22 protein-coding genes and 1 pseudogene are annotated in these 25878 nt (G+C 63.8%); 15 read left to right on the top strand and 8 right to left on the bottom strand.

What is annotated here, in order from left to right; all coding sequences use genetic code 11:
• Window positions 1-253: 253 nt before the first annotated feature.
• From MM194_RS17370 to torS, 6 genes are all read right to left on the bottom strand, one after another.
• Complete coding sequence (locus tag MM194_RS17370; RefSeq protein ID WP_033132388.1) at window positions 254-907, bottom strand: riboflavin synthase; 654 nt, start codon at window positions 905-907, stop codon at window positions 254-256.
• Between the two features lie 131 nt (window positions 908-1038).
• The gene (gene ribD, locus MM194_RS17365; RefSeq protein ID WP_241344263.1) at window positions 1039-2148 is read right to left on the bottom strand and encodes a bifunctional diaminohydroxyphosphoribosylaminopyrimidine deaminase/5-amino-6-(5-phosphoribosylamino)uracil reductase RibD; all 1110 of its coding nucleotides are present in this window, start codon (window positions 2146-2148) and stop codon (window positions 1039-1041) included.
• Between the two features lie 155 nt (window positions 2149-2303).
• On the bottom strand, window positions 2304-2753 hold the full coding sequence (gene nrdR, locus MM194_RS17360) for a transcriptional regulator NrdR (protein WP_033132390.1): 450 nt from the start codon (window positions 2751-2753) through the stop codon (window positions 2304-2306).
• A gap of 163 nt (window positions 2754-2916) precedes the next feature.
• On the bottom strand, window positions 2917-3345 hold the full coding sequence (locus MM194_RS17355) for a hypothetical protein (RefSeq protein WP_241344262.1): 429 nt from the start codon (window positions 3343-3345) through the stop codon (window positions 2917-2919).
• Window positions 3346-3454: 109 nt separating this feature from the next.
• Window positions 3455-4708 (bottom strand): serine hydroxymethyltransferase, encoded by a 1254-nt coding sequence (glyA, locus tag MM194_RS17350; RefSeq protein ID WP_042644162.1) that lies wholly within the window; start codon window positions 4706-4708, stop codon window positions 3455-3457.
• Window positions 4709-4838: 130 nt separating this feature from the next.
• Window positions 4839-7652, bottom strand: a complete 2814-nt coding sequence (torS, locus tag MM194_RS17345; RefSeq protein WP_033132393.1) for a TMAO reductase system sensor histidine kinase/response regulator TorS — start codon at window positions 7650-7652, stop codon at window positions 4839-4841.
• A gap of 70 nt (window positions 7653-7722) precedes the next feature.
• On the opposite strand from torS, the gene torT reads away from it, so the two are divergent.
• From torT to MM194_RS17330, 3 genes are all read left to right on the top strand, one after another.
• Window positions 7723-8775, top strand: a complete 1053-nt coding sequence (gene torT, locus MM194_RS17340) for a TMAO reductase system periplasmic protein TorT (protein WP_033132394.1) — start codon at window positions 7723-7725, stop codon at window positions 8773-8775.
• 107 nt (window positions 8776-8882) lie between these two features.
• Complete coding sequence (locus MM194_RS17335) at window positions 8883-9173, top strand: hypothetical protein (RefSeq protein WP_081966260.1); 291 nt, start codon at window positions 8883-8885, stop codon at window positions 9171-9173.
• A gap of 25 nt (window positions 9174-9198) precedes the next feature.
• Window positions 9199-9603, top strand: coding sequence for a GFA family protein (locus MM194_RS17330; protein WP_033132396.1), 405 nt, complete (start codon window positions 9199-9201; stop codon window positions 9601-9603).
• A gap of 81 nt (window positions 9604-9684) precedes the next feature.
• Here MM194_RS17330 and torR read toward each other — a convergent pair whose 3' ends face one another.
• Complete coding sequence (gene torR / locus MM194_RS17325) at window positions 9685-10398, bottom strand: two-component system response regulator TorR (RefSeq protein WP_033132397.1); 714 nt, start codon at window positions 10396-10398, stop codon at window positions 9685-9687.
• A gap of 146 nt (window positions 10399-10544) precedes the next feature.
• On the opposite strand from torR, the gene torC reads away from it, so the two are divergent.
• The 11 genes and pseudogenes from torC to MM194_RS17270 all read left to right on the top strand — a co-directional run bounded on the left by torC (window position 10545) and on the right by MM194_RS17270 (window position 23643).
• Complete coding sequence (gene torC, locus MM194_RS17320; protein WP_241344261.1) at window positions 10545-11708, top strand: pentaheme c-type cytochrome TorC; 1164 nt, start codon at window positions 10545-10547, stop codon at window positions 11706-11708.
• A gap of 23 nt (window positions 11709-11731) precedes the next feature.
• Window positions 11732-14224, top strand: a complete 2493-nt coding sequence (gene torA, locus MM194_RS17315) for a trimethylamine-N-oxide reductase TorA (RefSeq protein ID WP_241344260.1) — start codon at window positions 11732-11734, stop codon at window positions 14222-14224.
• Between the two features lie 98 nt (window positions 14225-14322).
• Window positions 14323-14991: a molecular chaperone TorD gene (gene torD, locus MM194_RS17310; protein WP_241344259.1), complete on the top strand. Its 669-nt coding sequence runs from the start codon at window positions 14323-14325 to the stop codon at window positions 14989-14991.
• Window positions 14992-15083: 92 nt separating this feature from the next.
• Window positions 15084-15452, top strand: coding sequence for a hypothetical protein (locus MM194_RS17305; RefSeq protein ID WP_042644397.1), 369 nt, complete (start codon window positions 15084-15086; stop codon window positions 15450-15452).
• A gap of 262 nt (window positions 15453-15714) precedes the next feature.
• Window positions 15715-17661, top strand: a complete 1947-nt coding sequence (acs, locus tag MM194_RS17300; RefSeq protein ID WP_241344258.1) for an acetate--CoA ligase — start codon at window positions 15715-15717, stop codon at window positions 17659-17661.
• Between the two features lie 263 nt (window positions 17662-17924).
• Entirely contained in the window at window positions 17925-18374 is a 450-nt protein-coding gene (gene aroQ / locus MM194_RS17295) for a type II 3-dehydroquinate dehydratase (RefSeq protein ID WP_042644179.1), read from the top strand.
• A 36-nt stretch (window positions 18375-18410) separates the two neighbouring features.
• Window positions 18411-18875 carry an acetyl-CoA carboxylase biotin carboxyl carrier protein gene (gene accB / locus MM194_RS17290; protein WP_033132403.1) on the top strand — a complete coding sequence of 155 codons (465 nt, stop codon included), beginning with the start codon at window positions 18411-18413 and terminating at the stop codon, window positions 18873-18875.
• Window positions 18876-18890: 15 nt separating this feature from the next.
• Window positions 18891-20231 (top strand): acetyl-CoA carboxylase biotin carboxylase subunit, encoded by a 1341-nt coding sequence (gene accC, locus MM194_RS17285; RefSeq protein ID WP_033132404.1) that lies wholly within the window; start codon window positions 18891-18893, stop codon window positions 20229-20231.
• Between the two features lie 116 nt (window positions 20232-20347).
• Window positions 20348-20575 (top strand): annotated as a pseudogene (locus tag MM194_RS17280) (YhdT family protein); the annotation flags it as partial.
• Window positions 20576-20669: 94 nt separating this feature from the next.
• The gene (gene panF / locus MM194_RS17275) at window positions 20670-22136 is read left to right on the top strand and encodes a sodium/pantothenate symporter (RefSeq protein WP_033132405.1); all 1467 of its coding nucleotides are present in this window, start codon (window positions 20670-20672) and stop codon (window positions 22134-22136) included.
• Window positions 22137-22224: 88 nt separating this feature from the next.
• Window positions 22225-23643 carry a PTS transporter subunit EIIC gene (locus MM194_RS17270; protein WP_241344257.1) on the top strand — a complete coding sequence of 473 codons (1419 nt, stop codon included), beginning with the start codon at window positions 22225-22227 and terminating at the stop codon, window positions 23641-23643.
• A 4-nt stretch (window positions 23644-23647) separates the two neighbouring features.
• Here the strand turns inward: MM194_RS17270 and MM194_RS17265 are convergent, their stop codons facing one another.
• Window positions 23648-24520 (bottom strand): LysR family transcriptional regulator, encoded by an 873-nt coding sequence (locus tag MM194_RS17265; protein WP_241344256.1) that lies wholly within the window; start codon window positions 24518-24520, stop codon window positions 23648-23650.
• 100 nt (window positions 24521-24620) lie between these two features.
• Here MM194_RS17265 and MM194_RS17260 point away from each other — a divergent pair, with 100 nt between their 5' ends.
• Window positions 24621-25637 (top strand): zinc-binding alcohol dehydrogenase family protein, encoded by a 1017-nt coding sequence (locus tag MM194_RS17260; RefSeq protein ID WP_241344255.1) that lies wholly within the window; start codon window positions 24621-24623, stop codon window positions 25635-25637.
• Window positions 25638-25878: the final 241 nt, after the last annotated feature.

Here is a 25878-nt window from a genome sequence, read left to right as displayed (position 1 = left end):
GGGCTCGACTTGATACTGCGTCATTCCGTCCTAGATGGGGGCGCTGGCCCCCGTTTCAACCCGGGCGGGATCACAGAAAACCGGTTTGGCGGACCACTCAGCCAGGCTATCGGGCTGAGCGGCGGGCCGGGATCCGTCGCGAGCGCTCATCAACAAGGCAGACAACCGCATTTCACTAGCTGTTTATACCAAAAAATAAATATTAAACGGATAATTAAACCACCACATCAATGAATGATGGAATTATTCACCATCACAGGAAACCGGATTGCGCCAGTTTCTCCAGGGTCAGAGACGAGCCCGCGCTCTCCTGTCCCTTGCCCTGCATCAGCCGCTCCAGATAGCGGGCTATCTGATCCACCTCGAGGTTGACCCGATGGCCCGGCTTCCAGCGGGCTATGGTGGTCTCCTGGGCGGTGTGGGGCACTATGGTGAGGCGAAACAGCGAGCCCTGCACGGCGTTGACCGTGAGGCTGATGCCATCCACCGCGATGGAGCCCTTCTCGGCGATGTAGCGGGCGAGCTCGCTAGGCGCTTCAATCCAGTATTCGATGGCGCGGCCACTGCTGGACTTGCTCTTCACCTCGCCGATGCCGTCCACGTGGCCGGAGACCAGGTGGCCGCCGAGGCGCGAGGTCGGCATCAAGGCTTTTTCCAGGTTGACGGGATCGCCGACCTTGGCGCTGGCAAAGCCGGTGCGAGACAGGGTCTCCAGCGACACGTCGGCGGTGTAACGCTGATCACCCAGGGCCACCACCGTCAGGCAGACGCCGTTGGTGGCGATGGAGTCGCCGAGCTTGACGTCGCTAAAGTCGAGGGTCGGCGCGTGCACCGTCAGGGCCATGTCCTCCCCCTGACGACGCAGCTCGGCCAGGGTACCCATGGCTTCGATAATTCCGGTAAACATGCAGATCACCTTGCTGATGACGGGGCCCGCTCAGCCCCGGCCTGTGTTGAATATGGAGAACTGAAGGATCAGCCCCTCTGGCCGTGATGGGAATGGCTTGTTTTCAAGCCACCCATCCTAGGGCTTCGGGGCTAAACGATCTTGGCCGTGATGCGGATATCCTGCCCCACCAGCCGCACATCCTTGAGGTTGAGCTTGGGCGCCTGGAACAGGCGGGTCAACTCGGGCAGGTGGAACAGGCCGCGGCCCTCGTCCCCCAGCAGCTTGGGCGCCTGATAGAGCACCAGCTCATCCACCAGCCCCTTGGTCAGCAGGGCGCCGCACAGCGTTGGCCCCGCCTCCACCAGCACCGAGTTGATGTTGCGCTTGGCCAGCAGCATGAACAGGCTCACCAGATCCAGCTTGCCGTCGAGCAGCGGCAACTCCAGCTGCTGCACCCACTCGGGCCAGTCGCCGGCCGCCTTGTGACGGGCCAGCAGCACAGGTCCCGCGGTCTGGAACAGCGGCAAGTCCGGGGTCAGCCGGTTCTGCGAGTCGACGATGACCCGCAGTGGCTGGCGCAGGGCCTCCTTGGGATAGACCGCCTTGACGGAGGGGGGCAGCTCGTCCCAGCGCACGTTCAGGGAGGCGCCGTCCGCCAGCACCGTCTCGGCGCTGGAGAGCACGGCATCGTGACGGGCGCGCAGGCGCTGCACGTCGGCGCGGGCAAGGGGACCTGTGATCCACTGGCTCTCGCCGCTCGCCATGGCGGTGCGACCATCCAGGCTCGCGCCCAGCTTCACCGTCACCTGCGGGAAGGCGGTGCGCATCCGCTTGAAGAAGCCAGGATTGAGCGCCTCGGCCTCGGCGCTGAGCAGGCCGAAGTCTGCCTTGATACCCGCCTCGGAGAGCATGCGCAGGCCGCGTCCGCCGACCTGGGGATTGGGATCCACCATGGCGGCGACTACCCGGGTCACCCCGGCCTTGATCAGTGCCTCGGCGCAAGGGGGCGTGCGGCCGTGGTGGGAGCAGGGCTCGAGGGTTACGTAGGCGGTGGCACCACGGGCCTCTTCCCCGGCAGCATGGAGGGCATAGACCTCCGCATGGGGTTCGCCGGCACGCTGGTGCCAGCCCTCCCCCACCACCACGCCGGCTTTCACCAGCACGGCGCCGACACAGGGGTTCGGGGCCGTGGTGTAGCGGCCGCGGCGGGCCAGCTCGAGGGCCCGGTTCATCCATTGATAATCGTCTTGACTAAACATCTGGGCTCCCGTTACAGGCGAGAAAATGGGTTATATGGCGCCGGCCTATTTTTCCAGCTTGGCGATCTCTTCACCGCTTCTTGTCAGAACAAGGCGGATATCCTCGAGTCCTGAGGTAGAGAGGGGCGAAGCGGATATTGCCTTGCTCACCCTCGTTACTTCTCCAGCTTGGCGATCTCTTCGCCAAATTCGCGGATGTCTTCGAAGCTGCGATAGACGGAGGCGAAGCGAATATAGGCCACCTTGTCGAGGGTCTTGAGCTCATCCATCACCAGGTTGCCCAGCAGTTGGGAGGCGACCTCGCGCTCACCGGTGGCGCGCAGGCGGGACTTGATGTGATTGATCCCCTTCTCGATGGCTTCCATGCTCACCGGCCGCTTCTCCAGCGCCCGCAGTATGCCGCCGCGCAGCTTGTCTTCGTTGAAGGGCTCGCGAGAGCCGTTGGACTTGATGATGCGGGGCATCACCAGCTCGGCCATCTCGAAGGTGGTGAAGCGCTCGTGGCAGAGCAGGCACTCGCGGCGTCGGCGCACCTGGTGGCCTTCTGCCACCAGACGGGAATCGATCACCTTGGTATCAACGGCACTACAGAAAGGGCAATGCATCGGACCTCCGGCGCAAACTCAGGGCAAGTAAAGGGTCACCTGCCATTGGGGTCAGGATCTTGGCCTGCCAGTGTAACACGGCCACCCAAAACCGGTAAAAGCCCAGAAAAAACAATGCCACCCGTGGATGGCATTGAGGCTGCACCGAGAATGGCCGCCGCCATCAGTCGTCATAGGGCAAGGCATCGGGATCGCAATCCACATAGTCGGGAGCCGGATCTTGTTCAAACTGCACCGCATCGATGTGGGTCGCCCCTTGCATCAGCGCCTTGCTCACCCTGTGCATGCCATCCATCACCCGGCCTTCGCTGTCGAGGATGATGGGATAGGCGAGATCGGCGGCCAGCATCAGCTGGCAGTGCTCCACTATGCTGCGCACCGTGGGCCTCACGCTCCCATGCCCGTACCAGTGCTCCCTGTCGAGTTCGGCTATTTGACCAAGCGGCACGGCGCGCACCGGCAACCCGCGCCCCAGCCTTATCAGTCGGCGCACATCCCAGGCCAACAGGCCCTCCGGGCTTGGGCGAAAGTGATACTGGGGGCGGATGGACGAGATGAGGTCGTTATCGTTGAGTCTTGTCTGATCGGGCATGAGATCTCCTCTCTATGATCGGCGGTGCACGGCGCCCAAGTGGCGCCGCCATATAAACAACAATGCCACCCGAGGGTGGCATTGTTTTTATACCAGAGTTTCTGGCGTATCAGGCATAAACCGGCAGACGACGGCAGATATCCAGCACTTTCTCGCGCACGGTGGCCAGCACTTCGTCGTTGTCGTGGTTGTCCAGCACGTCGCAGATCCAGCCAGCCAGCTGCTTGCTCTCGGCTTCCTTGAAACCGCGGCGGGTGATGGCCGGGGTACCCAGACGCACACCAGAGGTGACGAAGGGGGAGCGCGGGTCGTTCGGCACCGAGTTCTTGTTGACGGTGATGTTGGCCTTGCCCAGCGCGGCATCGGCTTCTTTACCGGTCAGCTCGCGGCCGATCAAATCAACCAACATGAGATGGTTGTCGGTACCGCCGGAGACGATCTTGTAACCACGGCTCAGGAACACCTCGACCATGGCCTTGGCGTTCTTGACGACCTGGGCCTGGTAAGTCTTGAACTCGGGCTCAAGCGCTTCCTTGAAAGCCACGGCCTTGCCGGCGATGACGTGCATCAGCGGGCCACCCTGGCCACCCGGGAAGACGGCGGAGTTCAGCTTCTTGTAGAGCTCTTCGTCATCGGCGGCGGAGAGGATCAGGCCACCGCGCGGACCGGCCAGGGTCTTGTGGGTGGTGGAGGTGACCACGTGAGCGTGGGGCACCGGGTTCGGGTAGACGCCAGCGGCAATCAGACCGGCAACGTGAGCCATGTCGACGAACAGCCAGGCACCGATTTTGTCGGCGATCTCGCGCATGCGGGCCCAGTCAACGATACCGGAGTAGGCGGAGAAGCCACCGATCATCATCTTCGGCTTGTGCTCGACGGCCAGACGTTCCATCTCGTCGTAGTCGATCTTGCCGGATTCATCGATGCCGTAGGGGATGATGTTGTACAGCTTGCCGGAGAAGTTGACCGGGGAGCCGTGGGTCAGGTGACCGCCGTGGGCCAGGTTCATGCCCAGCACGGTGTCGCCCGGCTGCAGCAGGGCCATGTAGACGGCGCTGTTGGCCTGGGAGCCGGAGTGCGGCTGCACGTTGGCGTAAGTGGCACCAAACAGTTCCTTGGCGCGCTCGATGGCCAGGGTCTCAACCACGTCCACATACTCGCAACCTCCGTAGTAACGCTTGGCCGGGTAGCCTTCAGCGTACTTGTTGGTCAGCTGGGAGCCCTGGGCTTCCATGACACGGGGGCTGGTGTAGTTCTCAGACGCGATCAGCTCAATATGCTCTTCCTGACGACGGGTCTCGTCGGTAATGGCCTGCCACAGCTCGGGATCGTAGCCGGCGATGGTCATGTCACGTTTCAACATCCGTTTATCTCCTGAAAATCGTTTGCGCGATAGGTGAAGTGGGCCCGCGCATTGTAACGTGAGCGAGATCAAAGAGACAGTCCAACCACCTAAAAAAATGTTGAATCTATGTTGCAAAATGCACATTTATTCAGTCGGCAGCCACGCTTTTCGTCGCCAGCCAGCGCCGCAACGCCTCCATGGTCTCCTCGAACACCGCGGTCAGGGTCGCCGGATCACCCCCCCCCGCCTCCAGCTCGGCGCAGTGCGTCGCAAGCTCGCTCAAGCCCAGCGCCAGGGCGCTGCCCTTGAGCTTGTGGGCCCATTGTCGCCGCGCCTCTCCGGGCTCGCTCGCTACCAGTGCCGCCACCAGCTCGGCGCCCTGCGACTCGAACAGCGCGACCAGCTGGCGGATGCGCGGCAGGCCCAGCATGGGCAGATCCGCCTCCAGCATCGCATTGCCCGCAGCCGGTCGTGACGCCGTCGCCTCAGTGCCAGCCTGAGCGATCGAGGCGTCTTCCTCCTTGCACTGACGCGCGATGGCGCCGGCCAGGGCCGCCAGCCGCACCGGCTTGCCGACAAAATCGGCGAAGCCGGCCGCCAGGCAGTGGCGGATATCCTCGGGGTACATCTGGGCCGAGACGGCGATGGCGGGCAGCGCCCGGCCATGGACCTCCTCGCTGATGGCGGCGAGATCTTCCCGCAGGCTGATGCCGTCCATGTCCGGCAGGTTGATGTCGAGCAGCGCCAGATCGAATGCCCGTTCGGTCACCAGCGCCAGCGCGCTGCGACCGTCCTCCGCCAGGGTAACGCCGTGGCCGAGGCGCGCCAGCATGCCTTGCGCCACCAGCCGGTTGATCTCGTTGTCCTCCACCAGCAGGATCTCCCGTGGCCGGCAGAGGTGGAAGGGCTGCGGCTCCGTTGGCAGGAGCGCGGCCGAACGTTGCAGGGGCAGGCTGAAGCTGAAGCGGCATCCCTCCCCCGGCTCGCTGGACAGTAGCAACTCGCCCCCCATGGCGCTCACCAGCTTCTGGCTGATGGCAAGGCCAAGCCCGGTGCCACCCTGATGGCCGAGATCCCGCTTGCGCTGGCGAAACGCCTCGAACACCAGTTGCTGCTCATCGTCCGGGATGCCGGGGCCGGTATCCTGCACCACGAACTCGATGCAGGGCTCGGCGCAGGGGCCATCGCACGCCAGCGGCATCAGCGACAGGCTGATGCGCCCCTGCCGGGTGAACTTGACGGCGTTGCCGAGCAGGTTGGCGAGCACCTGGCGCAGCTTGCCCATGTCCCCCTCCACCACGGGGGGCAGGGTGTCGGCACAGGCCAGCTCGAGGCGCAGCCCCTTGGCCTCGGCCCTTGGCCGAAACAGGGTGCAGAGCTCGTCCGCCAGCTGGTGCAGCGGGAAGGGCTCGCGGCGAGCCTCCACGTGGCCTGCCTCTATCTTGGAGTAGTCGAGAATGTCGTTGAGGATCTCGAGCAGGGATTCACCGCTGTGGCCGATGGCGGCCAGATAGCGCTGCTGCTCCCCATTGAGCCGGGTATCTTCCAGCAGACTGAGTCCCCCGAGGATGCCGTTCATGGGGGTACGGATCTCGTGGCTCATGGTGGCGAGGAAGACCGACTTGGCCCGGTTGGCCTGCTCCGCCTCGGCGCGGGCCAGTCGCTGCTTCTCCACCTCTTCGTTGAGGCGCAGGTTCGCATGGCTGAGCTGGCCGGTGCGCTCCTCCACCCTGGACTCCAGCTCCCGCTGATAGCGACCGAGCTCGATGGCGTTGTCGCGAAACACCTGCAGGGCCCGGCCGAGCTCGGCCAGCTCGTCCTGCCCCTGTGCCCTTGAGGGCAAGGGCGCCAGATCCCCCCGCGCCAGCCGGCTCATCCCCTCCACCGCGTGTTGCAGCGGCCAGACGATACGACCGTAGACAATGCGCCACATCAGCAGGATCAATAGGCCAAGGGTGAGCAGGCCGATCAGCACCAGGGCCCGCTCCACCAGTTGCAGCCGCTCCCGCAGCGCCTGCTGGCTCTGGCCGAGGGCGTCGCGCGCCCCCGTCACCAGGCTGTCGACCTGCTGGTTGAGGCTCGCCATCATGACCTCGTTGGCCGAGGCCAACACCCGCAGCGCCTCCCCCTTGCCGAGCCAGTCACTGCGCAGTTGCACCAGCTTGTCGCTCTGCCCGAGCAGCGCCAGCGCCTGCTCCACCGACGCCCGGCGACCGGGATCCGTCACGGCGCCAGCCCGCAGTTGCAAGATGGCCAGGGCCTTGCGGCTCTCCTGTTGCAACCGCTGCAAGGCGGGTTGTTGCTCGCTGCGCCAGATCTCCTCGATGCGTTGCTGCTGCATCAGGGTGCGGTGACGCAGTTCCGTCATCTGCTCAAGCCAGTCGAGATCCTGCTCCAGCAGGCGATCGAGCACCCCATGGGCGGGGACTCCCTGCAACCCATAGAGGGATCCCATGCCCGCCACCATCACGGTCTCGGCGTTTTCCATCTGGCTGCGGGCCAGCTCCGCCACCTGGCCGGCGGCGCCCACCAGCCTAGTGCGCAGCGCACTGCCTTCGGCCATCAGCCCCAGCCGCTCCCCCACCAGCCAGCCCTGCTGCCCCAGGTTGCCGATGATGGTCTGGCTGAGTCGATGGAGCTGTGCCAGATCCCCCTCGGTGCCGAGCCTGTCCAGCACCTGTTGCATCTGCTGCCCCTGCAGGGTCAGCAGGCGTCCCTGATGCGCACGCTCGGCCTCGCTGCTCGCCATGGCCAGCAGGTGGGACGAGTTCTGGATCTCGCCGCCAAGGCGCGCAAGGGTGCGGGCGCTCTCCTGGCTCGCCAGGGTCTGCTGCACTCCCTGCTCCAGCTGGCGCAGGCGGTTGAGCCCGACCCAGCCCAGCAGGGAGGCGCTCAGGGTCAGCAGTGCCATCAGGGAGAAGGCCAACAGCAACTTGCCGCCAAGGCCGGAAAACATTCGCACGGGGGATCCCTTGGTTGTGATCGGTTTTGTCCGGATAATAGGGCCTCACACTTTAACAAAACCCTCTGCCATGCGAAGCCTCTCTCTGTGCATTCTGCTCGCGCTGCTCGCCCGTCCCGCCTTCGCCTTCGAGGTGGAGCACTGGCCGGACGGGGCCTTCACCGGCCAGCCCACGCGGCTGGCCTGGGCGGAGCCTGCGCCCCTCGCCAAGCCCTTGACCCTGTGTGCACTCTACCCCCATCTGCGGGATGCCTACTGGCTGTCGGTCAATCAGGGCATGGTGGAGGAGGCCAGGCGGCTGGGCGCCCGGGTGCGGATCCACGAGGCGGGGGGCTACGGAGCCCTGGCCGAGCAGCGCAAGCAGCTGCGCCAATGCGCCGACGAGGGGAGTGACGCCATACTGCTCGGCGCGGTCAGCTATGAGGGCCTGGCCGAGGCCATCAGGCAGAGCCCCCTGCCGGTGTTCGGTCTGGTCAACGATCTCGCCCCGGGGCTTGCCATCGCCCAGGTTGGCGTGCCCTGGCAACAGATGGGCTGGCGCATCGGCCACTGGCTGGCTGAGCGCCATCCGGCGGGCAGCCCGCCCGTCTCGGTCGCCCTCTTTCCGGGCCCCGACTCCGGCGGCGGCACCCCCTTCGTCGAGTCCGGCTTCCTTGATGCCATCCGTGGCAGCGCCATCCGGCTCGTCACCACGATGCGCGGCGACAACAGCCGCGAGATCCAGCGCACCCTGGTGCAGCAGACCCTGAGCCGCCATCCCGACCTCGACTATCTGGTGGGGGGCGCCATCGCCGCCGAAGTGGCGGTCAACGAGCTGGCCCAGCATCATGCCGGGCATCCCAGGGTGCTCTCCATCTACTTCAGTCACGGGGTCCAGCGCGGCCTGCTGCGCGGCAAGATCCTCACCGCCAACAGCGATCAGATGCGCGAGCAGGGACGTCTCTCGGTGGCTCAGGCGGTCTGTCTGCTCAGGCAGCCGGATGCCAGCGAGGCGCAGTGCCCACGGGTCATGGGGCCTCCCATCCTGACCCTGACAGCCCCCCTGAGCGCGCCGGAACACTCGCTGTCGGATGGGAATTTTCGTCCCGTCTACCGGGTCGGCCTGGACCAGGCAAGCCCCTAGACCAAAACCCGAAGCGGATCACAATCCCCCCTTGGCGGTTCTTGTAACATATTCATTCGAATAGCATTTAAGTCTGGAACCGCACAGGGCAAACGGGGAGAGTCGTGATGGAGCATCTGCTGACCTTTATCATTCTGGTGGTCTTCTTTCTGTTTTACTGGATCTACTACAGCCATCAGCGCAAGTGCGTCCCCGCTACCCCCTGGGAGGAGGTGCCCACCCGGGCCCAGTACCTGAGTGCCCACCCGGAGGCGGTGGACGGCAAGATAGTGTTCTGCCGCCACTGCGGTCACCACAAACTGCTGGAGGTCGGTCTGGTGCATCTGGCAGACTTTCGGCGCGAATGGGCCTGTGCCAAGTGCAAGCGGGTACTGTTTCGTGCCGAGGATGACCACTAGACCCAAACACCCGCGAGGAAGAGAGATGAAGATGTTACACGCGAGCTGCCTGTGCGGCGCCGTCAAGCTACGCCTGCCGGACAGCTTCGACTACATGGGCAACTGCCATTGCGGCGAGTGCCGCAAATTTTCCGGCTCGGATTACGCCTCGGTGGGTGGGCTGGACGGGGACAAGGTCGAAGTGGTGAAGGGCAGCGACGCCATCGCCCGCTTCCAGAAATCGGAGGAGACCAGCCTCGCCTTCTGCCGCCACTGCGGCTCCAGTCTGTTCAGCCAGAAGCGCAGCAGCGGCAAGATCAACCTGCGCCTCGGGGTGCTGGACGAGGCGCCGAGCCAGCAGCCCGGCTTTCACATCTTCGTCGGCTCCAAGGCGCCCTGGCACCGGATAGGGGACGACTGCCCGCAGTTTGAGACCCGACCACCGGCCTGATGGCAGAACAACCCACCACTTACTGCAAAATTACTTATTAAATAATTCACAAAACGCACTAAAAGCAGCCAGATTCACTGCCTACGGGGCGATCTGACCGGCGAACAGGTAACCCTCGCCGTGGACGGTGACAAACAGCTGGGGATCCCGCGGCTCCTCCTCCAGCTTGCCCCTTAACCGGCGGATCAGCACGTCTATGGTGCGATCGCTCGGCCCGTCCCCGCGATGGGTCACCAGTGAGAGGATCCGCTCCCGGCTGAGCACCCGGCCCGCATGGGCGACGAACACCACCAGCACCTCGTATTCCGCCTTGGTGAGGCGCACCGGCACCCCGTCCTTGCTGAGCTGACGGCGGGGAATGTCGAAGCGCCAGGGGCCGAAGCAGACCGCATCGTCATCGGGCTCGCGCACCTCCGAAACCGGGGCCGCCAGGGAGATGCGCCACAGCAGGTTCTTGACCCGCACCAGCAATTCCCTGAGCTCAAACGGCTTGGTGACATAGTCATCGGCCCCCATCTCCAGCCCCACTATTTTGTCCACCGCATCGCTGCGGCCGGTGACCAGAATGATGCCGACCGTGCTGCGAGCCCGCAGCTCGCGGGTCAGCAGCAGGCCGTCTTCCCCGGGCAGGTTGATGTCCAGCATCACCAGGGCGATGTCCTGCTCCGCCAGGGCGGCCCGCATCCCCTGCCCGTCTTCCACCGCCGTCACCCGATACCCTTCCCGCTCGAAATAGCCGGTCAGCTTCTCGCGGGTCACGACGTCATCTTCGACGACCAGTATGTGGTGGCGCATGGCAGGGCTCGCAGCAGGGAAAGAGGGGAGTATTCTATTCACATTTTTTCATAAATACCCCTAATTCATTAATTTTTACCGGCAACCCTGTTCACAGCCGCTCCCTATCATGGCTCACATCAAAAAAGCGATCTGAGAGACCTTCCATGAAAAAACTGTGGCACTTCCTGCGCACACCCAGCCGCCGCTGGTCGGTGCTGGCGCTGATCCTGGTCGGGGTCGGCGTGACCCTGGCCGGCTCCGTCGGCCTGCATTACGGCTTCGAGAAGACCAGCTCCCTGGAATTCTGTGTCTCCTGCCACTCCATGGAGAGCACCGTCTACCAGGAGTACAAGGAGTCCATTCACTACAAGAACGCCTCCGGGGTGCAGGCGGTCTGCACCGACTGCCACCAGCCCAAGGACTTCGTCGGCAAGGTGGCCCGCAAGATGGAGGCCGCCAACGACCTCTATCAGGAGTACATAGGCCACAGCATCGACACCCAGGAGAAGTTCGAGGACAGGCGTCTGCACCTGGCCGAGAAGGTCTGGGCCCGCATGAGCAGCCAGAACTCCAAGACCTGCAAGTCCTGCCACAGCTACGACAACATGGATCACGCCAGGCAGTCCCCCGCCGCCGCCCTGGCCATGCAGGACGCCGCCGCCAAGAACATGAACTGCATCGAGTGCCACAAGGGCATAGCCCACGAGCTGCCGAACATGGCAGGGGGCTTTCGCGCCACCTTCGCCAGCCTCAAGGAGGCAGCTCAGGAGGCTCCCGCCGCCGAGGCGCTCTACACCCTGGCCGAGAAGGATCTCTACGCCGATGAGCAGAGCACCGAGGCCGTCGGCAAGCTGCTGCCCGCCTCCCGCATTCAGGTGCTGGCCCGCAGCGGCGATCGCCTCCAGGTCGCGGTCGAAGGCTGGCGCGAGCAGGGCGGCAAGGGCCGGGTGCTGAGCGAATACATGGGCAAGCGGGTCTTCGTGGCCACCCTGCGCGATGAGATCAAGGCCGGCGAGCAAGTGCTCAAGCAGCAGATGGATGAAGCCACCCAGATCCCCTGGGAGCAGGTACGGGTCCAGGCCTGGGTCGATGGCAAGGGACTTGAGTCCTCGTTACAGCCCATCTGGGACTATGCCGGCGAGATGTACAAGTCCACCTGCAACTCCTGCCACGCGGCGCCGAACCCGGCGCACTTCACCGCCAACGGCTGGATCTCCGGGCTCAAGGCGATGTCCGCCTACTACCGCCTGAGCAAGGAAGAGGAGCGCACCCTGCTCAAATACCTGCAGAACCACGCCGCCGATACCGGCGGCCAGGGTAGCCACTAAGGATTCGAAAGAGGAATAACATCATGATCAACATTTCCCGCCGTGGTTTCCTGGGTGGCCTGCTGGCCAGCGGTGCCTCTGCTCTGATCGGCCCCTCCCTGCTCGGCCGCGCCGTCATGGCCGCCGAGTCCGGCAACAAGCTGGTGCAATCGGGCTCCCACTGGGGCGCCTTCCGCGCCCGGGTGGTGGACGGCCGCTGGGTCGAGACCCTGCCGTTCGAGCACGACAAGCACCCGACCGAGATGCTCAAGGGGCTGGCCGAGGTGGTCTACAACCCCTCCCGCATCCGCTACCCCATGGTGCGCCTCGACTGGTTGCGCAAGGGCCACCAGTCCGACACCCGCGAGCGCGGCCAGAACCGCTTCGTGCGGGTGAGCTGGTCCCAGGCCCTGGACTTCTTCTATCACGAGCTGGAGCGGGTGCAGAAAACCCATGGCCCGAGCGCCCTCTATGCGGGCCACTCCGGCTGGCAGTCGGTGGGCAAGCTGCACTCCGCCGGTGCCATGCTGGGCCGCGCCATGAACCTGCACGGCACCTATCTTGCCAAGGCCGGTGACTACTCCACCGGCGCCGCCCAGGTGATCCTGCCCCACGTGGCGGGGGCCATGGAGGTGTACGAGCAGCAGACCTCCTGGCCGCTCTTGCTGGAGCACAGCAAGACCATCGTCATCTGGGGTTCTGACCCCATCAAGAACCTGCAGGTGGGCTGGCTGGTGCCGGATCACAGCGTCTACGACTACTGGGCACAGCTCAAGGAGAAGGTGGCCAAGGGGGAGATCCGGGTCATCAGCGTCGATCCGGTCAAGTCCAAGACCCAGAAATACCTGGGCTGCGAGCAGGTCACCCTGAACCCGCAGACCGACGTGCCGCTGATGCTGGGGATCGCCCACACCCTCTACAGCGAGCAGTTGCACGACGCCAAGTTCCTGAAGAACTACACCACCGGCTTTGACAAGTTCCTGCCCTACCTGCTCGGCGAGAGCGACGGTCAGGTGAAGAGTGCCGACTGGGCGGCCAAGCTCTGTGGCGTGCCCGCCGATACCATCCGCGAGCTGGCCCGCACCATGGCCAGCGGCCGCACCCAGCTCATCGGCGGCTGGTGCGTGCAGCGCATGCACCACGGCGAGCAGTACGCCTGGATGCTGGTGGTCGTGGCCTCCATGCTGGGCCAGATCGGCCTGCCCGGCGGCGGCTATGGTTTTGGCTGGCACTACAATGGCGCCGGCACCATCACCTCCAGCGGCCCCATCATGTCCGGTTTCAGCTCCGTCATCCCCGGGGTCAAACCGCTTCATGACGGCGACTGGAAGGGCTACTCCAAGTTCATCCCGGTGGCCCGCTTCGTCGACTGTATCCTCAATCCAGGCAAGACCATCGCCTTCAACGGCCAGACCATCATCTATCCAGAGATGAAGATGGCGGTGTTCTGCGGCAACAACCCCTTCCACCACCAGCAGGATCGCAACAAGATGGTGGCGGCATGGCGCAAGCTGGAAACCGTGGTGAGCGTGGATCACCAGTGGACCGCGAGCTGCCGCTTCGCGGACATAGTGCTGCCGGCCACGACGACCTATGAGAGAGACGATATAGAGCAGTGGGGCTCCCACTCCAACGCCGGCATCCTGGCCATGCGCAAGGTGGTGGAGCCGCTGTTCGAGGCCCGCGATGACTACGACATCTTCGCCGACCTCTGCCGCCGTTTCGGCCGCGAGGCCGAGTTCACCGGCGGCAAGAGCAAGCTGGAGTGGATCCAGAGCATCTATGACGACGCTCGCCTGCAGGGCCGTGGTATCGGCATCCGGCTGCCCCGCTTCAGCCAGTTCTGGCAGGGTGAGGGCTTCGTCACCTTCCCCGCCGGCCAGCCCTGGGTGCGCCACGAGTCGTTCCGTCAGGAGCCGGATCTGGAACCCCTGGGCACCCCGTCCGGCCTCATCGAGATCTTCTCCCAGACCATCGCGAACTACGGCTACGCGGACTGCCCCGGCCACCCGGTCTGGATCGAACCGTTCGAGCGCTCCCACGGCGGTCCGGGCAGCCAACAATACCCGCTGCACCTGCAGTCCTGCCACCCGGACAAGCGGCTGCACAGCCAGCTCTGCTCCTCGGATGCTTACCGCGCCACCTACACGGTGCAGGGGCGTGAGCCCGTCTACATGAGCCCCCAGGATGCCAAGGCGCGGGGCCTCAAGGACGGGGAGCTAGTGCGGGTGTTCAACGGTCGCGGTCAGGTGCTGGCGGGGCTGGTGATCTCTGATGACTATGCCCCCGGCGTGGTACGGATCCAGGAGGGGGCCTGGTACGGTCCGCGGGAAGGGGGCAAGGTGGGTACCCTCTGCACCTATGGTGACCCCAATGTGCTGACCGCGGACATCGGCTCCTCCAGTCTGGCCCAGGCCACCACGGCCCACACCACGCTAGTGGAGATCGAGAGATTCCAGGGCCAGGCGCCGGCGGTCACCGCCTTTGGCACGCCGGGATCGGCGGTCGGCATCGACCCCATGTTCCCGGCACTGTGAGCGGGGCTGGCCAAAACAGCCCCTTGAGTTTCCTTTATTTTTAAAGTCGTTAGAATCGGGGGCCATCCAGGCTCCCGATTGTCATCCACGGAGGAAAAATGCAGGAATTTATGGCTACCAGCGAACGCAGGGCCGAACTTTACTGGTGGTTTTCCACCCTGTTTGCCACCGAACTCAGCGATGCGCAGATCGCCGAGTATGACAGCTACGATGTGCGCAGCTTCCTCAAAAGCCTCTCCACGCTGGATCCCATGCGGGAGGCCGTGGCCGAGCTCAACGACGCCATCGCTCGCCTGCTGGTGCGTCCGGATCGCCAACTGGAGCTGGCTGCCGATTTCGCCGGCCTGTTCCTGGTCGATCCCAAGCAGGGCGCCCTGCCTTACGAATCCCTCTATCGCGGGGAGGCCAAGCTGCTGATGCAGGCCCCCATGGCCGAGATGCAGGAACGTCTCAAGCGCCTTGGCATCGATGTGAGCGACAAGTTCAAGGAGCCCGCCGATCACCTGGCCATCGAGCTGGATCTGATGGGCAATCTCATCATCCGCGCCGCCGAGGCCACCACTGCGGATGAGCGGGCCCAATGGTTGCAGGAGCAGGAAGAGTTGCTGCACCACCACCTGCTCGGCTGGTTCGAGCGTTTCGAGCAGGCCTGCCGCCAGGCCGACCAGTTCGGCTTCTACGGCGCCAGCGCCCGCCTGCTGGGGGTCTTCCTCCACATGGACGCAAACTACCTCAGCCTGGTCAAACCGGCACAAGCCGCCGACTGATCCGATGAAAACGGCCCTGCTGTTTATCAACCGCCAGCTGTCGATGCCATGAAGACAGCCTTGTTGCTCATCAACTACCGGCTGTCGATGCCATGAAGACAGCCTTGCTGTTGATCGCCTGCTGGCTGCTCAGCTTTATTCCTATGGAACAGGGCCTGCTCCCCCTGGCGGCCCTGTTGTTCAACCCGGACAGGGAACTCTACGGCGCCGCTCAGCTCACCGGTTTCGCCGGCATCTTGCTCACCCTCTACCTCGCCAACCTCGGGGTGGAGGTGGTGCTGCGTCGCCGCTTCCAGATAGCGGGCATGCTAGCCCTGCTGGTGGCCTGGATCGATTTCATCCACAGCAGTGGCAGCGATGCCCACTGGTTGCCCCTGATGGCCTTCGCCCTGCCTTTTCTCGGGCTGGCCATGCTGGTGCTGGTGCGCGGCCTGCAGGCCTTCGGTCGCCAGAAAGGCTGACCCCCTTTATCCAGATCTGGCGCCACTCTCTGGCTAGCTCCCACTTATGGTTCAGTGTCGCGTCCAGATGACAACGACCGCAATTGAGCCGCCGCCATGGCGCGAAAAAGGGAGCCTATGGCTCCCTCTCTCTTGTCAGCTGCCCTGCCCCATCTGCTGCCATCATTCCCTTCGTCGCTATCCAAAAGTCTAATTGCCCTCGGGCACCAAAGGTATAAGTTGTTACTCAAACATGACAGAAATGTATTCACAGGAGTGAGAGATGAGCGAGCACAAGGTCTACCCGGTCAAGGCCCACATCGGCAGCGGCGCCCTGCTGGACAAGGAAGGTTATGAGGCCATGTACCAGGCATCGGTACAGGATCCGGACGCCTTCTGGGGTGAGCAGGGCAAGATCCTCGACTGGATGAAGCCCTACACCAAGGTCAAGAACACCTCCTACGATCCGGGCCACGTCTCCATCAAATGGTATGAGGACGGCCTGCTCAACGTCTCGGCCAACTGTCTGGATCGCCATCTGCACGAGCGCGGTGACAAGGTCGCCATCATCTGGGAAGGGGACAACCCCGCCGAGGATCGCAAGCTGACCTATCGCGAGCTGCATACCGAGGTGTGCAAGTTTGCCAACGTGCTCAAGGCGCAAGGGGTCAAACGCGGCGACATGGTCTGCCTCTACATGCCCATGGTGCCGGAAGCCGCCGTTGCCATGCTGGCCTGTACCCGCATCGGTGCCGTGCACAGCATCGTCTTCGGTGGTTTCTCACCGGAAGCCCTGGCCGGGCGCATCATAGACTCGGGCTCCTCGGTCGTCATCACCGCCGATGAAGGGCTGCGCGGCGGTCGCCCCATCCCCCTCAAGAAGAACGTGGACGAAGCGCTCACCAACCCGGAGACCCGGGTCAGCAAGGTGATAGTGCTCAAGCGCACCGGTGGTCAGGTAGCCTGGCACAACCATCGCGATATCTGGTGGCACGACGCCGTCGCCGCCGCCAGTCCGGATTGCCCGGCCGAGGCCATGGGCGCCGAGGATCCGCTGTTCGTGCTCTACACCTCCGGCTCCACCGGCAAGCCCAAAGGCGTGTTGCACACCACCGGCGGCTACCTGGTCTACGCCGCCCTCACCTTCAAGTACGTGTTCGACTACCACGAGGAGGACATCTACTGGTGTACCGCCGACGTGGGTTGGGTCACCGGCCACTCCTATCTGGTCTACGGGCCGCTCGCCAACGGTGCTACCACACTCATGTTCGAAGGGGTGCCGAACTACCCGGCCACCAACCGCATGAGCCAGGTGGTGGACAAACACCAGGTCAGCATCCTCTACACGGCGCCGACCGCGATCCGCGCCCTGATGGCCAAGGGCCGCGACGCCATCGAAGGCACCTCTCGCCAAAGCCTGCGCATCATGGGATCCGTGGGTGAGCCCATCAACCCGGAAGCCTGGGAGTGGTACTACCGCACCATAGGGGACGAGCGCTGCCCCATCGTCGACACCTGGTGGCAGACCGAGACCGGCGGCATCCTCATCAGCCCTCTGCCCGGCGTCACCCCACTGAAACCGGGTTCGGCTACCCGCCCCTTCTTCGGGGTGCAGCCGGCGCTGGTGGACAATCTGGGCGAGCCGCTGGAGGGCGCCACCGAGGGCAACCTGGTGATCACCGACTCCTGGCCGGGCCAGATGCGCACCGTGTTCGGCGATCACGAGCGCTTCGAGCAGACCTACTTCTCCACCTTCCCGGGCCGCTACTTCACCGGCGACGGTGCTCGTCGCGACCAGGACGGTGACTACTGGATCACCGGTCGCGTCGATGATGTACTGAACGTCTCCGGCCACCGCATGGGCACCGCCGAAATTGAATCGGCCCTGGTCGCCCATCCCAAGATTGCCGAGGCGGCGGTGGTGGGCGTGCCCCACGAGATCAAGGGTCAGGGCATCTACGCCTATGTCACCCTGATCGCCGGGGAAGAGCCGAGCCGCGAGCTGCATAAAGAGGTGAAGGAGTGGGTGCGCAAGGAGATAGGTGCCATCGCCACGCCGGACGTGATCCACTGGGCCGAGGGGCTGCCCAAGACCCGCTCCGGCAAGATCATGCGCCGTATCCTTCGCAAGATCGCCACCGGCGAGACCGACAGCCTGGGGGATATCTCCACCCTGGCGGATCCGGGCGTCGTGGACAAGCTCATCCGCGAGAAGTCAGAGGCGGCTTGATCTTCATCCCGACTCCCCACAAAGCCGGCCTTGCGCCGGCTTTGTCGTCTTCGTCGTCGGCGTTTCCGCCATCGGCTTAAAAAGCTCAATAAACGACCAGATGTAGAGATTAGACCAGTAAAATGCTGCTAATTTTCACGAAATCAATATAATTGCGAAATCTGTGTGCCAGGGCACACCGAATTGCGCAGAAAATGGCTAGATTTCTGGTAGTCCACAGATTGCTGATAGATAGCAGCATTATCATCGAGGATGCACTCAATATGTCGCAACATCACCGAATCCTCCTGCTCAACGGTCCCAACCTGAATCTGCTGGGCAAGCGGGAGCCGGGAATCTACGGCAGCAAGACGCTCGATGAGATCGTCGCCGATCTGCAGCAAAGTGCCAGCGAACTTGGCGCCACCCTGGAACACCTGCAATCCAACGCCGAACATGAGTTGGTCGGCCGCATTCATCAGGCCATGGGCCAGGTGGATTTTATCATCATCAACCCGGCCGCCTTCACCCACACCAGCGTCGCCCTGCGCGATGCGCTGCTGGGTGTAGCCATCCCCTTCATCGAGGTTCACCTGTCAAACGTCCATGCCAGGGAGCCCTTCCGTCATCACTCCTATCTGTCTGATGTCGCCAAGGGGGTGATCTGCGGGCTGGGTGCCGATGGCTACCAATTCGCTTTAACCGCAGCCGTGCATCAATTGCGCGCGGCTTGATAATCACTGATCAGATAAAGAAGAAAGAGAATGCTAATGGATATCCGCAAAATCAAGAAGCTGATTGAACTGGTTGAAGAGTCCGGCATCGCCGAGCTGGAAATCTCCGAAGGGGAAGAGTCCGTTCGCATCAGCCGCAATTTCTCCGGCCAGGTTAGCGTTGCACCGCAGATGATGATGCAGCAGGCGCCGGTTCAGCAGGTTGCCGCCCCGGTTGCCGGTGCTGCCCCTGCCGCCGCTCCTGCGGCTGCCGACACCACTCCGAGCGGCCATCTGATGCGCTCCCCCATGGTCGGCTCCTTCTACCGCTCCTCCAGCCCGGAAGCCAAGGCCTTCGTGGAAGTCGGTCAGCACGTCAATGTCGGCGATACCCTGTGCATCGTCGAAGCCATGAAAATGATGAACCAAATCGAGTCTGACAAGGCCGGTGTGATCAAAGCGATCCTGGTTGAAAATGGTCAGGCCGTCGAATTCGACGAGCCGCTGTTCATCATCGAATAAGGGAAAACGCCACCCATGTTGGACAAAGTAGTCATCGCCAACCGAGGTGAAATTGCCCTGCGGATCCTGCGCGCCTGCAAAGAGCTCGGGATCAAGACAGTGGCCGTTCACTCCACCGCCGATCGGGAGCTCAAGCATGTGCTCCTGGCCGACGAAACCATCTGCATCGGCAAACCCGCCAGCGGCGAATCCTACCTCAACGTGCCGGCCATCATAGCCGCCGCCGAGGTGACGGGTGCCGTCGCCATCCACCCGGGTTACGGCTTCCTCTCCGAGAACGCCGACTTTGCCGAAGTGGTCGAGAAATCCGGCTTCATCTTCATAGGCCCGCGCGCCGAGACCATTCGCCTGATGGGTGACAAGGTCTCCGCCATCGAGGCGATGAAGAAGGCTGGCGTGCCCTGCGTGCCCGGCTCCGACGGTCCGGTGGACAGCGATGCCAAGCGCAACGCCACCATCGCCAAGCGGATCGGCTACCCCGTGATCATCAAGGCCGCCGGTGGCGGTGGTGGTCGTGGCATGCGCGTGGTGCGCAACGAGGCCGAGCTGGCCGCCGCCATCGCCCTGACCAAATCCGAAGCAGGCCAGTTCTTCAAGAACGACATGGTCTACATGGAGAAGTACCTCGAGAACCCGCGCCACATCGAGATCCAGGTGCTGGCAGACGGTCAGGGTACCGCCCTCTATCTGGGTGAGCGGGACTGCTCCATGCAGCGTCGCCACCAGAAGGTGGTCGAAGAAGCGCCGGCACCCGGCATCACCGAGGAGATGCGCAAGTTCATCGGTGAGCGCTGCGTGCGCGCCTGTCTCGAGATCGGCTACCGTGGTGCGGGCACCTTCGAGTTCCTGTACGAGAACGGCGAGTTCTACTTCATCGAGATGAACACCCGGATCCAGGTCGAGCACCCGGTCACCGAGATGGTCACCGGTGTGGATCTCATCAAGGAGCAGCTGCGCATCGCCGCCGGCCAGCCCCTGTCGATCACCCAGCAGGACATCCGCATCCGTGGCCATGCCATCGAATGCCGGATCAATGCCGAGGATCCGGCCACCTTCATGCCCTCTCCCGGCCTCATCCAGCGCTTCCATGCGCCGGGTGGTCTGGGGGTGCGTTGGGAGTCCCACATCTATGCCGGCTATAAAGTGCCGCCATACTACGACTCCATGATCGGCAAGCTGATCTGTTACGGTGAGAACCGCGACATCGCCATCGCCCGCATGCGTCACTCCCTCGACGAGCTGGTGGTAGAAGGGATCAAGACCAACATCGCCCTGCAAAAAGAGATCATGAAGGACGAAAACTTCCAGCACGGTGGCACCAACATCCACTATCTGCACAAGAAGTTGGGTCTGTAAGAGGCTCTCAGCAAGAGAATCTCGGGTCCAGACAGGATCTGCAATTGAAAAAGGGCCATGGCGACATGGCCCTTTTTTGTTATCCTTGCGCCCCTCAAAAATGGTTGGAGGCCAAGGTGAACCGTTTCGCACTCGCCCGTCGGGAAGCAGCCCTCTGCCTGCTGCTGACCCTGCTCTATTTCGTTGCCTGGTATGGCACCGCTTATTTCATCCCGGAAGAGCTGGAACTCTGGGACATGCCGCTCTGGTTCCTGCTCAGCTGCATCCTGATGCCACTGCTGTTTATCGGCCTCTGCGCGCTCATGGTGGATCGCCTCTTTGTCGACATCCCCCTCGATACCGAGGAGCCCTTCGTCGAGCCAATTCAGGCCAACGGCACCCAGGGATCTGTTCACGCTTTCCACGAGTCCTCATCCCATAGCGAGGAGTCTCGCCGCCATGAATCTTGAGTTGATGCTACCGCTTATCGTCTACCTGGTGCTGGTGCTGGGGGTCGGCTTCTGGGCCAGCCGCCATCGCAGCAACGGGGACTTCGTGCAGGAGTACTTCATCGGCAACCGCAGCATGGGTGGCCTGGTGCTGGCCATGACGCTGGTGGCCACCTACACCTCGGCCTCCTCCTTCATCGGTGGGCCGGGCGCAGCCTACAAGATTGGCCTCGGCTGGGTGCTGCTGGCGATGATCCAGCTGCCCACCGTCTGGCTCACCCTGGGGGTGCTTGGCAAGAAGTTCGCCATCATCGCCCGCCGGGTCAACGCGGTGACCATCAACGACATGCTGTGGGCCCGCTATCGCAGCAAGTGGGTGGTGGTGCTGGGATCCGTGACCATCATCCTCGCCTTCATCGCGACCATGGTGGTGCAGTTCATCGGCGGGGCCCGCCTGCTAGAGACCGCCACTGGCCTCAGTTATCAGCAGGGCCTGCTGCTATTTGCCAGCTGCGTACTACTTTATACCGTCATCGGCGGCTTTCGCGCCGTGGTCATGACCGATGCGCTGCAGGGGATCATCATGCTGATCGGTACCGGCGCCCTGCTGGCCGGGATCCTGGTGGCCGGCGACGGCCTGCCGAACCTCATCCATCAGCTCAAGGTGATCGACCCCAAGCTGGTCAGCCCGCAGGGGGCCGGCGACATGCTGACCCAGCCCTTCATGCTGAGCTTCTGGATCCTGGTCTGTGTCGGGGTGGTGGGGCTGCCCCACTCGGCCCTGCGCTGCTTCGGCTACCGGGACAGCAAGGCGTTGCACAGAGGCATCCTCATCGGCACCGTGGTCAGCGCCCTGCTGATGTTCGGCATGCATTTGGCCGGCGCCCTGGGGCGCGCCATCCTGCCCGGCATGGACAGCCCGGACAAGATCATGCCGTCCCTGATGATGGAGGTGCTACCACCCTGGCTGGCGGGGGTCTTCCTGGCGGCGCCCATGGCGGCCATCATGTCCACCATCGACTCCCAGCTGATCCAGGCCTCGGCGACCCTGGTGAAGGATCTCTACCTCAACTATCTCAGTCCTAAACAGGAGCAGCAGGAGAAGCTGGAGGTGCGGGTGCCGCGCCTCTCCCTGCTCTGCACCCTGATCCTGGGCACCCTGGTGCTGCTGGCGGCGTTGCAGCCCCCCGAGATGATCATCTGGCTCAACTTGCTCGCCTTCGGGGGCCTGCAGGCAGTGTTCCTCTGGCCGCTGGTACTCGGCCTCTACTGGTCGCGGGCCAACGGCCCCGGGGCACTGGCCAGCATGGTCTCGGGCATTGTCTGCTACGGGGTCCTGAGTCAGTGGGGGATCCAGCTGGCCGGCCTGCACGCCATAGTGCCGAGCCTGGGGCTGGGGCTGGTGGCCTTCGTGCTGGTGAGCCTGCTGACCCCGCCTCCGGATCAGGCCGTTCGCCGATTATTTGATCAGAAATAATAAAGAGCGCAATAAAGGGATCTTCCCTATCCCAAAATGGGTGCCTTGCGGTTAAACTGTGCGCCACGTCACAAAAAGTTCCGCGATCATGCCCGTTCAGAACGCCAGAAAGATCCTGACCCAGTCCCTGCAACGGCTCGGCTATGCCCTGCTGCTGCCGGTCTCCATCCTGCCGCTGGCCGCCCTGCTCTATCGGCTCGGCCAGCCGGATGTGCTGGATCTGGCGGTGCTCTCCCTCGCCGGGCAGGCCCTGTTCAGCCAGATGCCGCTCATCTACGCGGTGGCCATCGCCTTCGGGCTGAGCCGGCAGGGACAAGGGGCACAGGCCCTGGCCGGGGCGGTCAACTTTCTGTTGCTGAGCTCGGCGCTGGGCACCCTCTGTCCCGGCCTGCATGCGGACATGATCTGCGGTCTGCTGGCGGGGCTGACCACGGCGCTGGTCTGCTCCTGGGCGCGCAGCCTGTCCCTCCCCGGCTGGCTGAGGGCGCTGCCGGAAGAGATCCCCGCCCTGCTGCTCTCGGCCCTGGCCTGCATGCTGCTGGTCATCCCGCTGGCGCTGATCTGGCCACTGCTGGAGCAGGGCATCAGCCTGATCGCCTCCGACCTGCTCACCACCCCCTTCGGCGCCTTCTGCTACGGCGTACTGAACCGACTGCTGATCCCTCTCGGTCTGCACCAGGTGCTGGGCAGCCTCGTCGGCCTGGGCGAGAGCAACCTGCAGGCGCTGGCCGCCGCCCAGCCGCTGCACGAAGGCTATGTGGCGGGACTCTATCCCGTCATCATGTTCGGTCTGCCGGGGGCCTGCTTCGCCATCTGGCTCCATCGTCAGCGCATGCACCGACTGCCACAAGGGGGCCTGCTGCTGACCCTGGCCCTCACCTCGGCCCTGGTCGGCATCACCGAACCCATCGAGTTCCTGTTTGCCTTCACCGCTCCCTGGCTGTTTCTGGCCCACGCCCTGCTGACCGGGCTGTCGCTCGCCATCTGCAGCGGGCTGGGCATCAAGGTGGGCACCTACTTCTCCGCCGGGCTGCTGGATCTGGTGCTGAGCTACTCCACCGGCGAGCACAGCTTCTGGCTCATCCCCCTCGGCATCCTGTTCTTCGTCGCCTACGCCCTGTTGTTCTCCCAACTGCTGGAACACGCTCCCCTCAGCCTGCCGAGCAGACCCCTCGCCGAGGAACTGCCACGGCTGGCGAGCGTGGCCCCCACCGATCCGCAGATGCTGGCGATCCAGTATCTCAAGGTGCTGGGGGGCATGGACAACCTGCAGGCCATGAGCGTCTGCCTGACCCGCCTCAGCCTGCGGGTGCGTGACATGGCGCTGGTGGATCAACTTCGTCTGACGAGCCTGGGTTGCCTCTCCTGGATAGCCCTGAACGAGCATCAGCTGGTGCTGGTGCTGGGCCCCAATGCCGGCCTGGTCGAGGGGCAGCTGCGCATGCTGGCCGATCGCCAGTCGGTCCCGCTCGGCTTCGAGCCCAACAAGGCCACCCTCAGCTTCTGACGACTCAGGCGAAGGGCAGGCGGTCGGCGACAAAGTCCATCAGCGAACGCAGGGCGGGGGCCAGGTGCTCCCGGCTCGGGTAGATGAGGTAAAACGGATTGGGCGGTATGGGGTGGTTCGGCAGCACCTTCTGCAGCCCCCCCCCGATCAGATCCTCCTGACAGACATGATCCGGCAACAGCGCTATGCCGCCACCGTTGAGGGCCAGCTCCCGCAGCGCCAGCAGGCTGTTGCTGATACAGGCTCCCCGTGGGCGCCAGCCCCCCTCCTGCAGTGGCCACACCGGCAGCGCCGAATGTACCAGACAGGCGTGCCGTCCCAGCTCGCTCAGTTGCTGAGGCTCGCCATGCCGGCCCAGATAATCCGGCGCCGCCACCAGATGGCGCGCCACCTGGCCGATGCGCCGGCAGATGAGGCTGGAGTCTTTCAGCGGCGCCGCCCGCAGCGCCAGATCGTAACCCTCCCCCACCAGATCCAGCTGCTCGTCACTCAGGGTCAGCTCCAGCACCACCTCGGGATAGAGGGCACGAAACTCAGCCAAGATCTTGCCGAGCAGCAGGGTGCCGGTGGCCTCGGGGGCGGTGACCCTCACCCGGCCGGCCGGCGCACTGCGCAGCCTGGCCATGGCCAGGTTGGCGCTGCGCGCCAGGGTCAACAGCCCCCGGCAGTGCTCCACATAGAGCTCCCCCTGCGGGGTCAGGCTGAGCCTGCGGGTGGTGCGTTGCAACAGGCGCACCCCCAGCTGGGATTCGAGGCGCGAGATCTTCTGGCTCACCGAGGACTTGGGCATGCCGAGCACCTCGGCAGCCCCGGTGAAGCTGCCCTGCTCCACTACGGTGGCGAACAGCCCCATCAACTCCAGTTCGACATTGTTCATATATGCAAACAGTCTTTACCAATTACCCATCTTAATCGGAATAATTAACCAGACTAGACTCTCTGGCAATCCCACTCATCCCGATTTGAAAGGAATTGCCATGAAAGCCATCGCCCTCACCCATTATCTGCCCAGCGATCACCCCCACTGCTTCATCGAGGCCGAGATCCCCACCCCGACCCCGGGCCCGCGGGATCTGCTGGTGCGGGTCAATGCCACCTCCATCAACCCGGTCGACACCAAGGTGCGCGCCCCCAAGGCCAAGGTGGAGCCGAGCCCCCGCGTGTTGGGGTGGGATGCGGTGGGGGAGGTCGTCGCCGTGGGCAGCGAGGTGACCCTGTTCAAGGCCGGCGACAGAGTCTGGTATGCCGGTGACATCAGCCGTCCCGGCAGCAACAGCGCCCTGCAGCTGGTGGACGAACGCATCACCGCCCTGGCCCCCACCAACTTAAGCGATCTCGAGGCCGCCGCCCTGCCCCTCACCGCCATCACCGCCTGGGAGGCGCTGTTCGATCGCATCGGCCTTCACCCTGAGAGCGAGGGCCGACTGCTCATCATCGGCGGCGCCGGCGGCGTCGGCTCCATCGCCATCCAGCTGGCTCGCCAACTCACCAGGATGGAGGTGATCGCCACCGCCTCACGGCCGGAGACCCGTGACTGGTGCCTGGCCATGGGCGCCCACCAGGTGGTGAGTCATCACAACCTGCAGGCGGAGCTGGCGGGGCTTGGCATCAGCCAGCTCGACGCCATCTTCTGCACCAACGCCACCGATCAGCACTGGAACGCCATGGCGAACCTCATTCGCCCGTTCGGCCACATCTGCACCATCGCCGAATCCAGCGAGCCCTGGGATCTCGGCCTGCTCAAGCCCAAGAGCGCCACCTTCAGCCAGGAGTTCATGTTCACCCGCTCCCTGTTCCAGACCCCGGACATGATCGAGCAACACCACCTGCTCGGCCGGGTCGCCGCGCTGCTGGATGAGGGCGTGCTCAAGAGCACGCTCACCAGGACGATCCCCGCGCTGACACCGATGAGCCTGGCCCAGGCCCATCGCGAGGTAGAGGCCGGCAACATGGTCGGCAAGCTGGTGATCGACATGAGTGGCTTTGCGGACTAATACCTTAGAGGTAAAAACTGCACCATCATGGGGTGAACTCACCAGCGGCAGGCCCCAAGAGTGCACAGCGTCATCGGGAATAAGTGGCCATCAGCCGGCATCATCCCGGAAAACCGATAAAAAAGGCGCTGTCCCAATTACGTGTTGAAAGGCTAACCTTGAAATAGGTCATCCCCCTGAAGGCCACCATCATGGATACTCAAGCCTTTCAACACCTGCTGTCTCTCTTCCCACTGCTCAC

The sequence above is a fragment of the Aeromonas sp. MR16 genome (assembly GCF_022549315.1).
Taxonomy (GTDB): Bacteria; Pseudomonadota; Gammaproteobacteria; order Enterobacterales; family Aeromonadaceae; genus Aeromonas; species Aeromonas aquatica.
This window is presented reverse-complemented; position numbering and strand designations above follow the sequence as displayed.

Bases quoted from the DNA above. Each gene is read 5' to 3' on its own strand.
- MM194_RS17370 (WP_033132388.1), bottom strand. From the start codon at position 907: ATGTTTACCGGAATTATCGAAGCCATGGGTACCCTGGCCGAGCTGCGT.
- ribD (WP_241344263.1), bottom strand. From the start codon at position 2,148: ATGTTTAGTCAAGACGATTATCAATGGATGAACCGGGCCCTCGAGCTG.
- nrdR (WP_033132390.1), bottom strand. From the start codon at position 2,753: ATGCATTGCCCTTTCTGTAGTGCCGTTGATACCAAGGTGATCGATTCC.
- MM194_RS17355 (WP_241344262.1), bottom strand. From the start codon at position 3,345: ATGCCCGATCAGACAAGACTCAACGATAACGACCTCATCTCGTCCATC.
- glyA (WP_042644162.1), bottom strand. From the start codon at position 4,708: ATGTTGAAACGTGACATGACCATCGCCGGCTACGATCCCGAGCTGTGG.
- torT (WP_033132394.1), top strand. From the start codon at position 7,723: ATGCGAAGCCTCTCTCTGTGCATTCTGCTCGCGCTGCTCGCCCGTCCC.
- MM194_RS17335 (WP_081966260.1), top strand. From the start codon at position 8,883: ATGGAGCATCTGCTGACCTTTATCATTCTGGTGGTCTTCTTTCTGTTT.
- MM194_RS17330 (WP_033132396.1), top strand. From the start codon at position 9,199: ATGAAGATGTTACACGCGAGCTGCCTGTGCGGCGCCGTCAAGCTACGC.
- torR (WP_033132397.1), bottom strand. From the start codon at position 10,398: ATGCGCCACCACATACTGGTCGTCGAAGATGACGTCGTGACCCGCGAG.
- torC (WP_241344261.1), top strand. From the start codon at position 10,545: ATGAAAAAACTGTGGCACTTCCTGCGCACACCCAGCCGCCGCTGGTCG.
- torA (WP_241344260.1), top strand. From the start codon at position 11,732: ATGATCAACATTTCCCGCCGTGGTTTCCTGGGTGGCCTGCTGGCCAGC.
- torD (WP_241344259.1), top strand. From the start codon at position 14,323: ATGCAGGAATTTATGGCTACCAGCGAACGCAGGGCCGAACTTTACTGG.
- MM194_RS17305 (WP_042644397.1), top strand. From the start codon at position 15,084: ATGAAGACAGCCTTGCTGTTGATCGCCTGCTGGCTGCTCAGCTTTATT.
- acs (WP_241344258.1), top strand. From the start codon at position 15,715: ATGAGCGAGCACAAGGTCTACCCGGTCAAGGCCCACATCGGCAGCGGC.
- aroQ (WP_042644179.1), top strand. From the start codon at position 17,925: ATGTCGCAACATCACCGAATCCTCCTGCTCAACGGTCCCAACCTGAAT.
- accB (WP_033132403.1), top strand. From the start codon at position 18,411: ATGGATATCCGCAAAATCAAGAAGCTGATTGAACTGGTTGAAGAGTCC.
- accC (WP_033132404.1), top strand. From the start codon at position 18,891: ATGTTGGACAAAGTAGTCATCGCCAACCGAGGTGAAATTGCCCTGCGG.
- panF (WP_033132405.1), top strand. From the start codon at position 20,670: ATGAATCTTGAGTTGATGCTACCGCTTATCGTCTACCTGGTGCTGGTG.
- MM194_RS17270 (WP_241344257.1), top strand. From the start codon at position 22,225: ATGCCCGTTCAGAACGCCAGAAAGATCCTGACCCAGTCCCTGCAACGG.
- MM194_RS17265 (WP_241344256.1), bottom strand. From the start codon at position 24,520: ATGAACAATGTCGAACTGGAGTTGATGGGGCTGTTCGCCACCGTAGTG.
- MM194_RS17260 (WP_241344255.1), top strand. From the start codon at position 24,621: ATGAAAGCCATCGCCCTCACCCATTATCTGCCCAGCGATCACCCCCAC.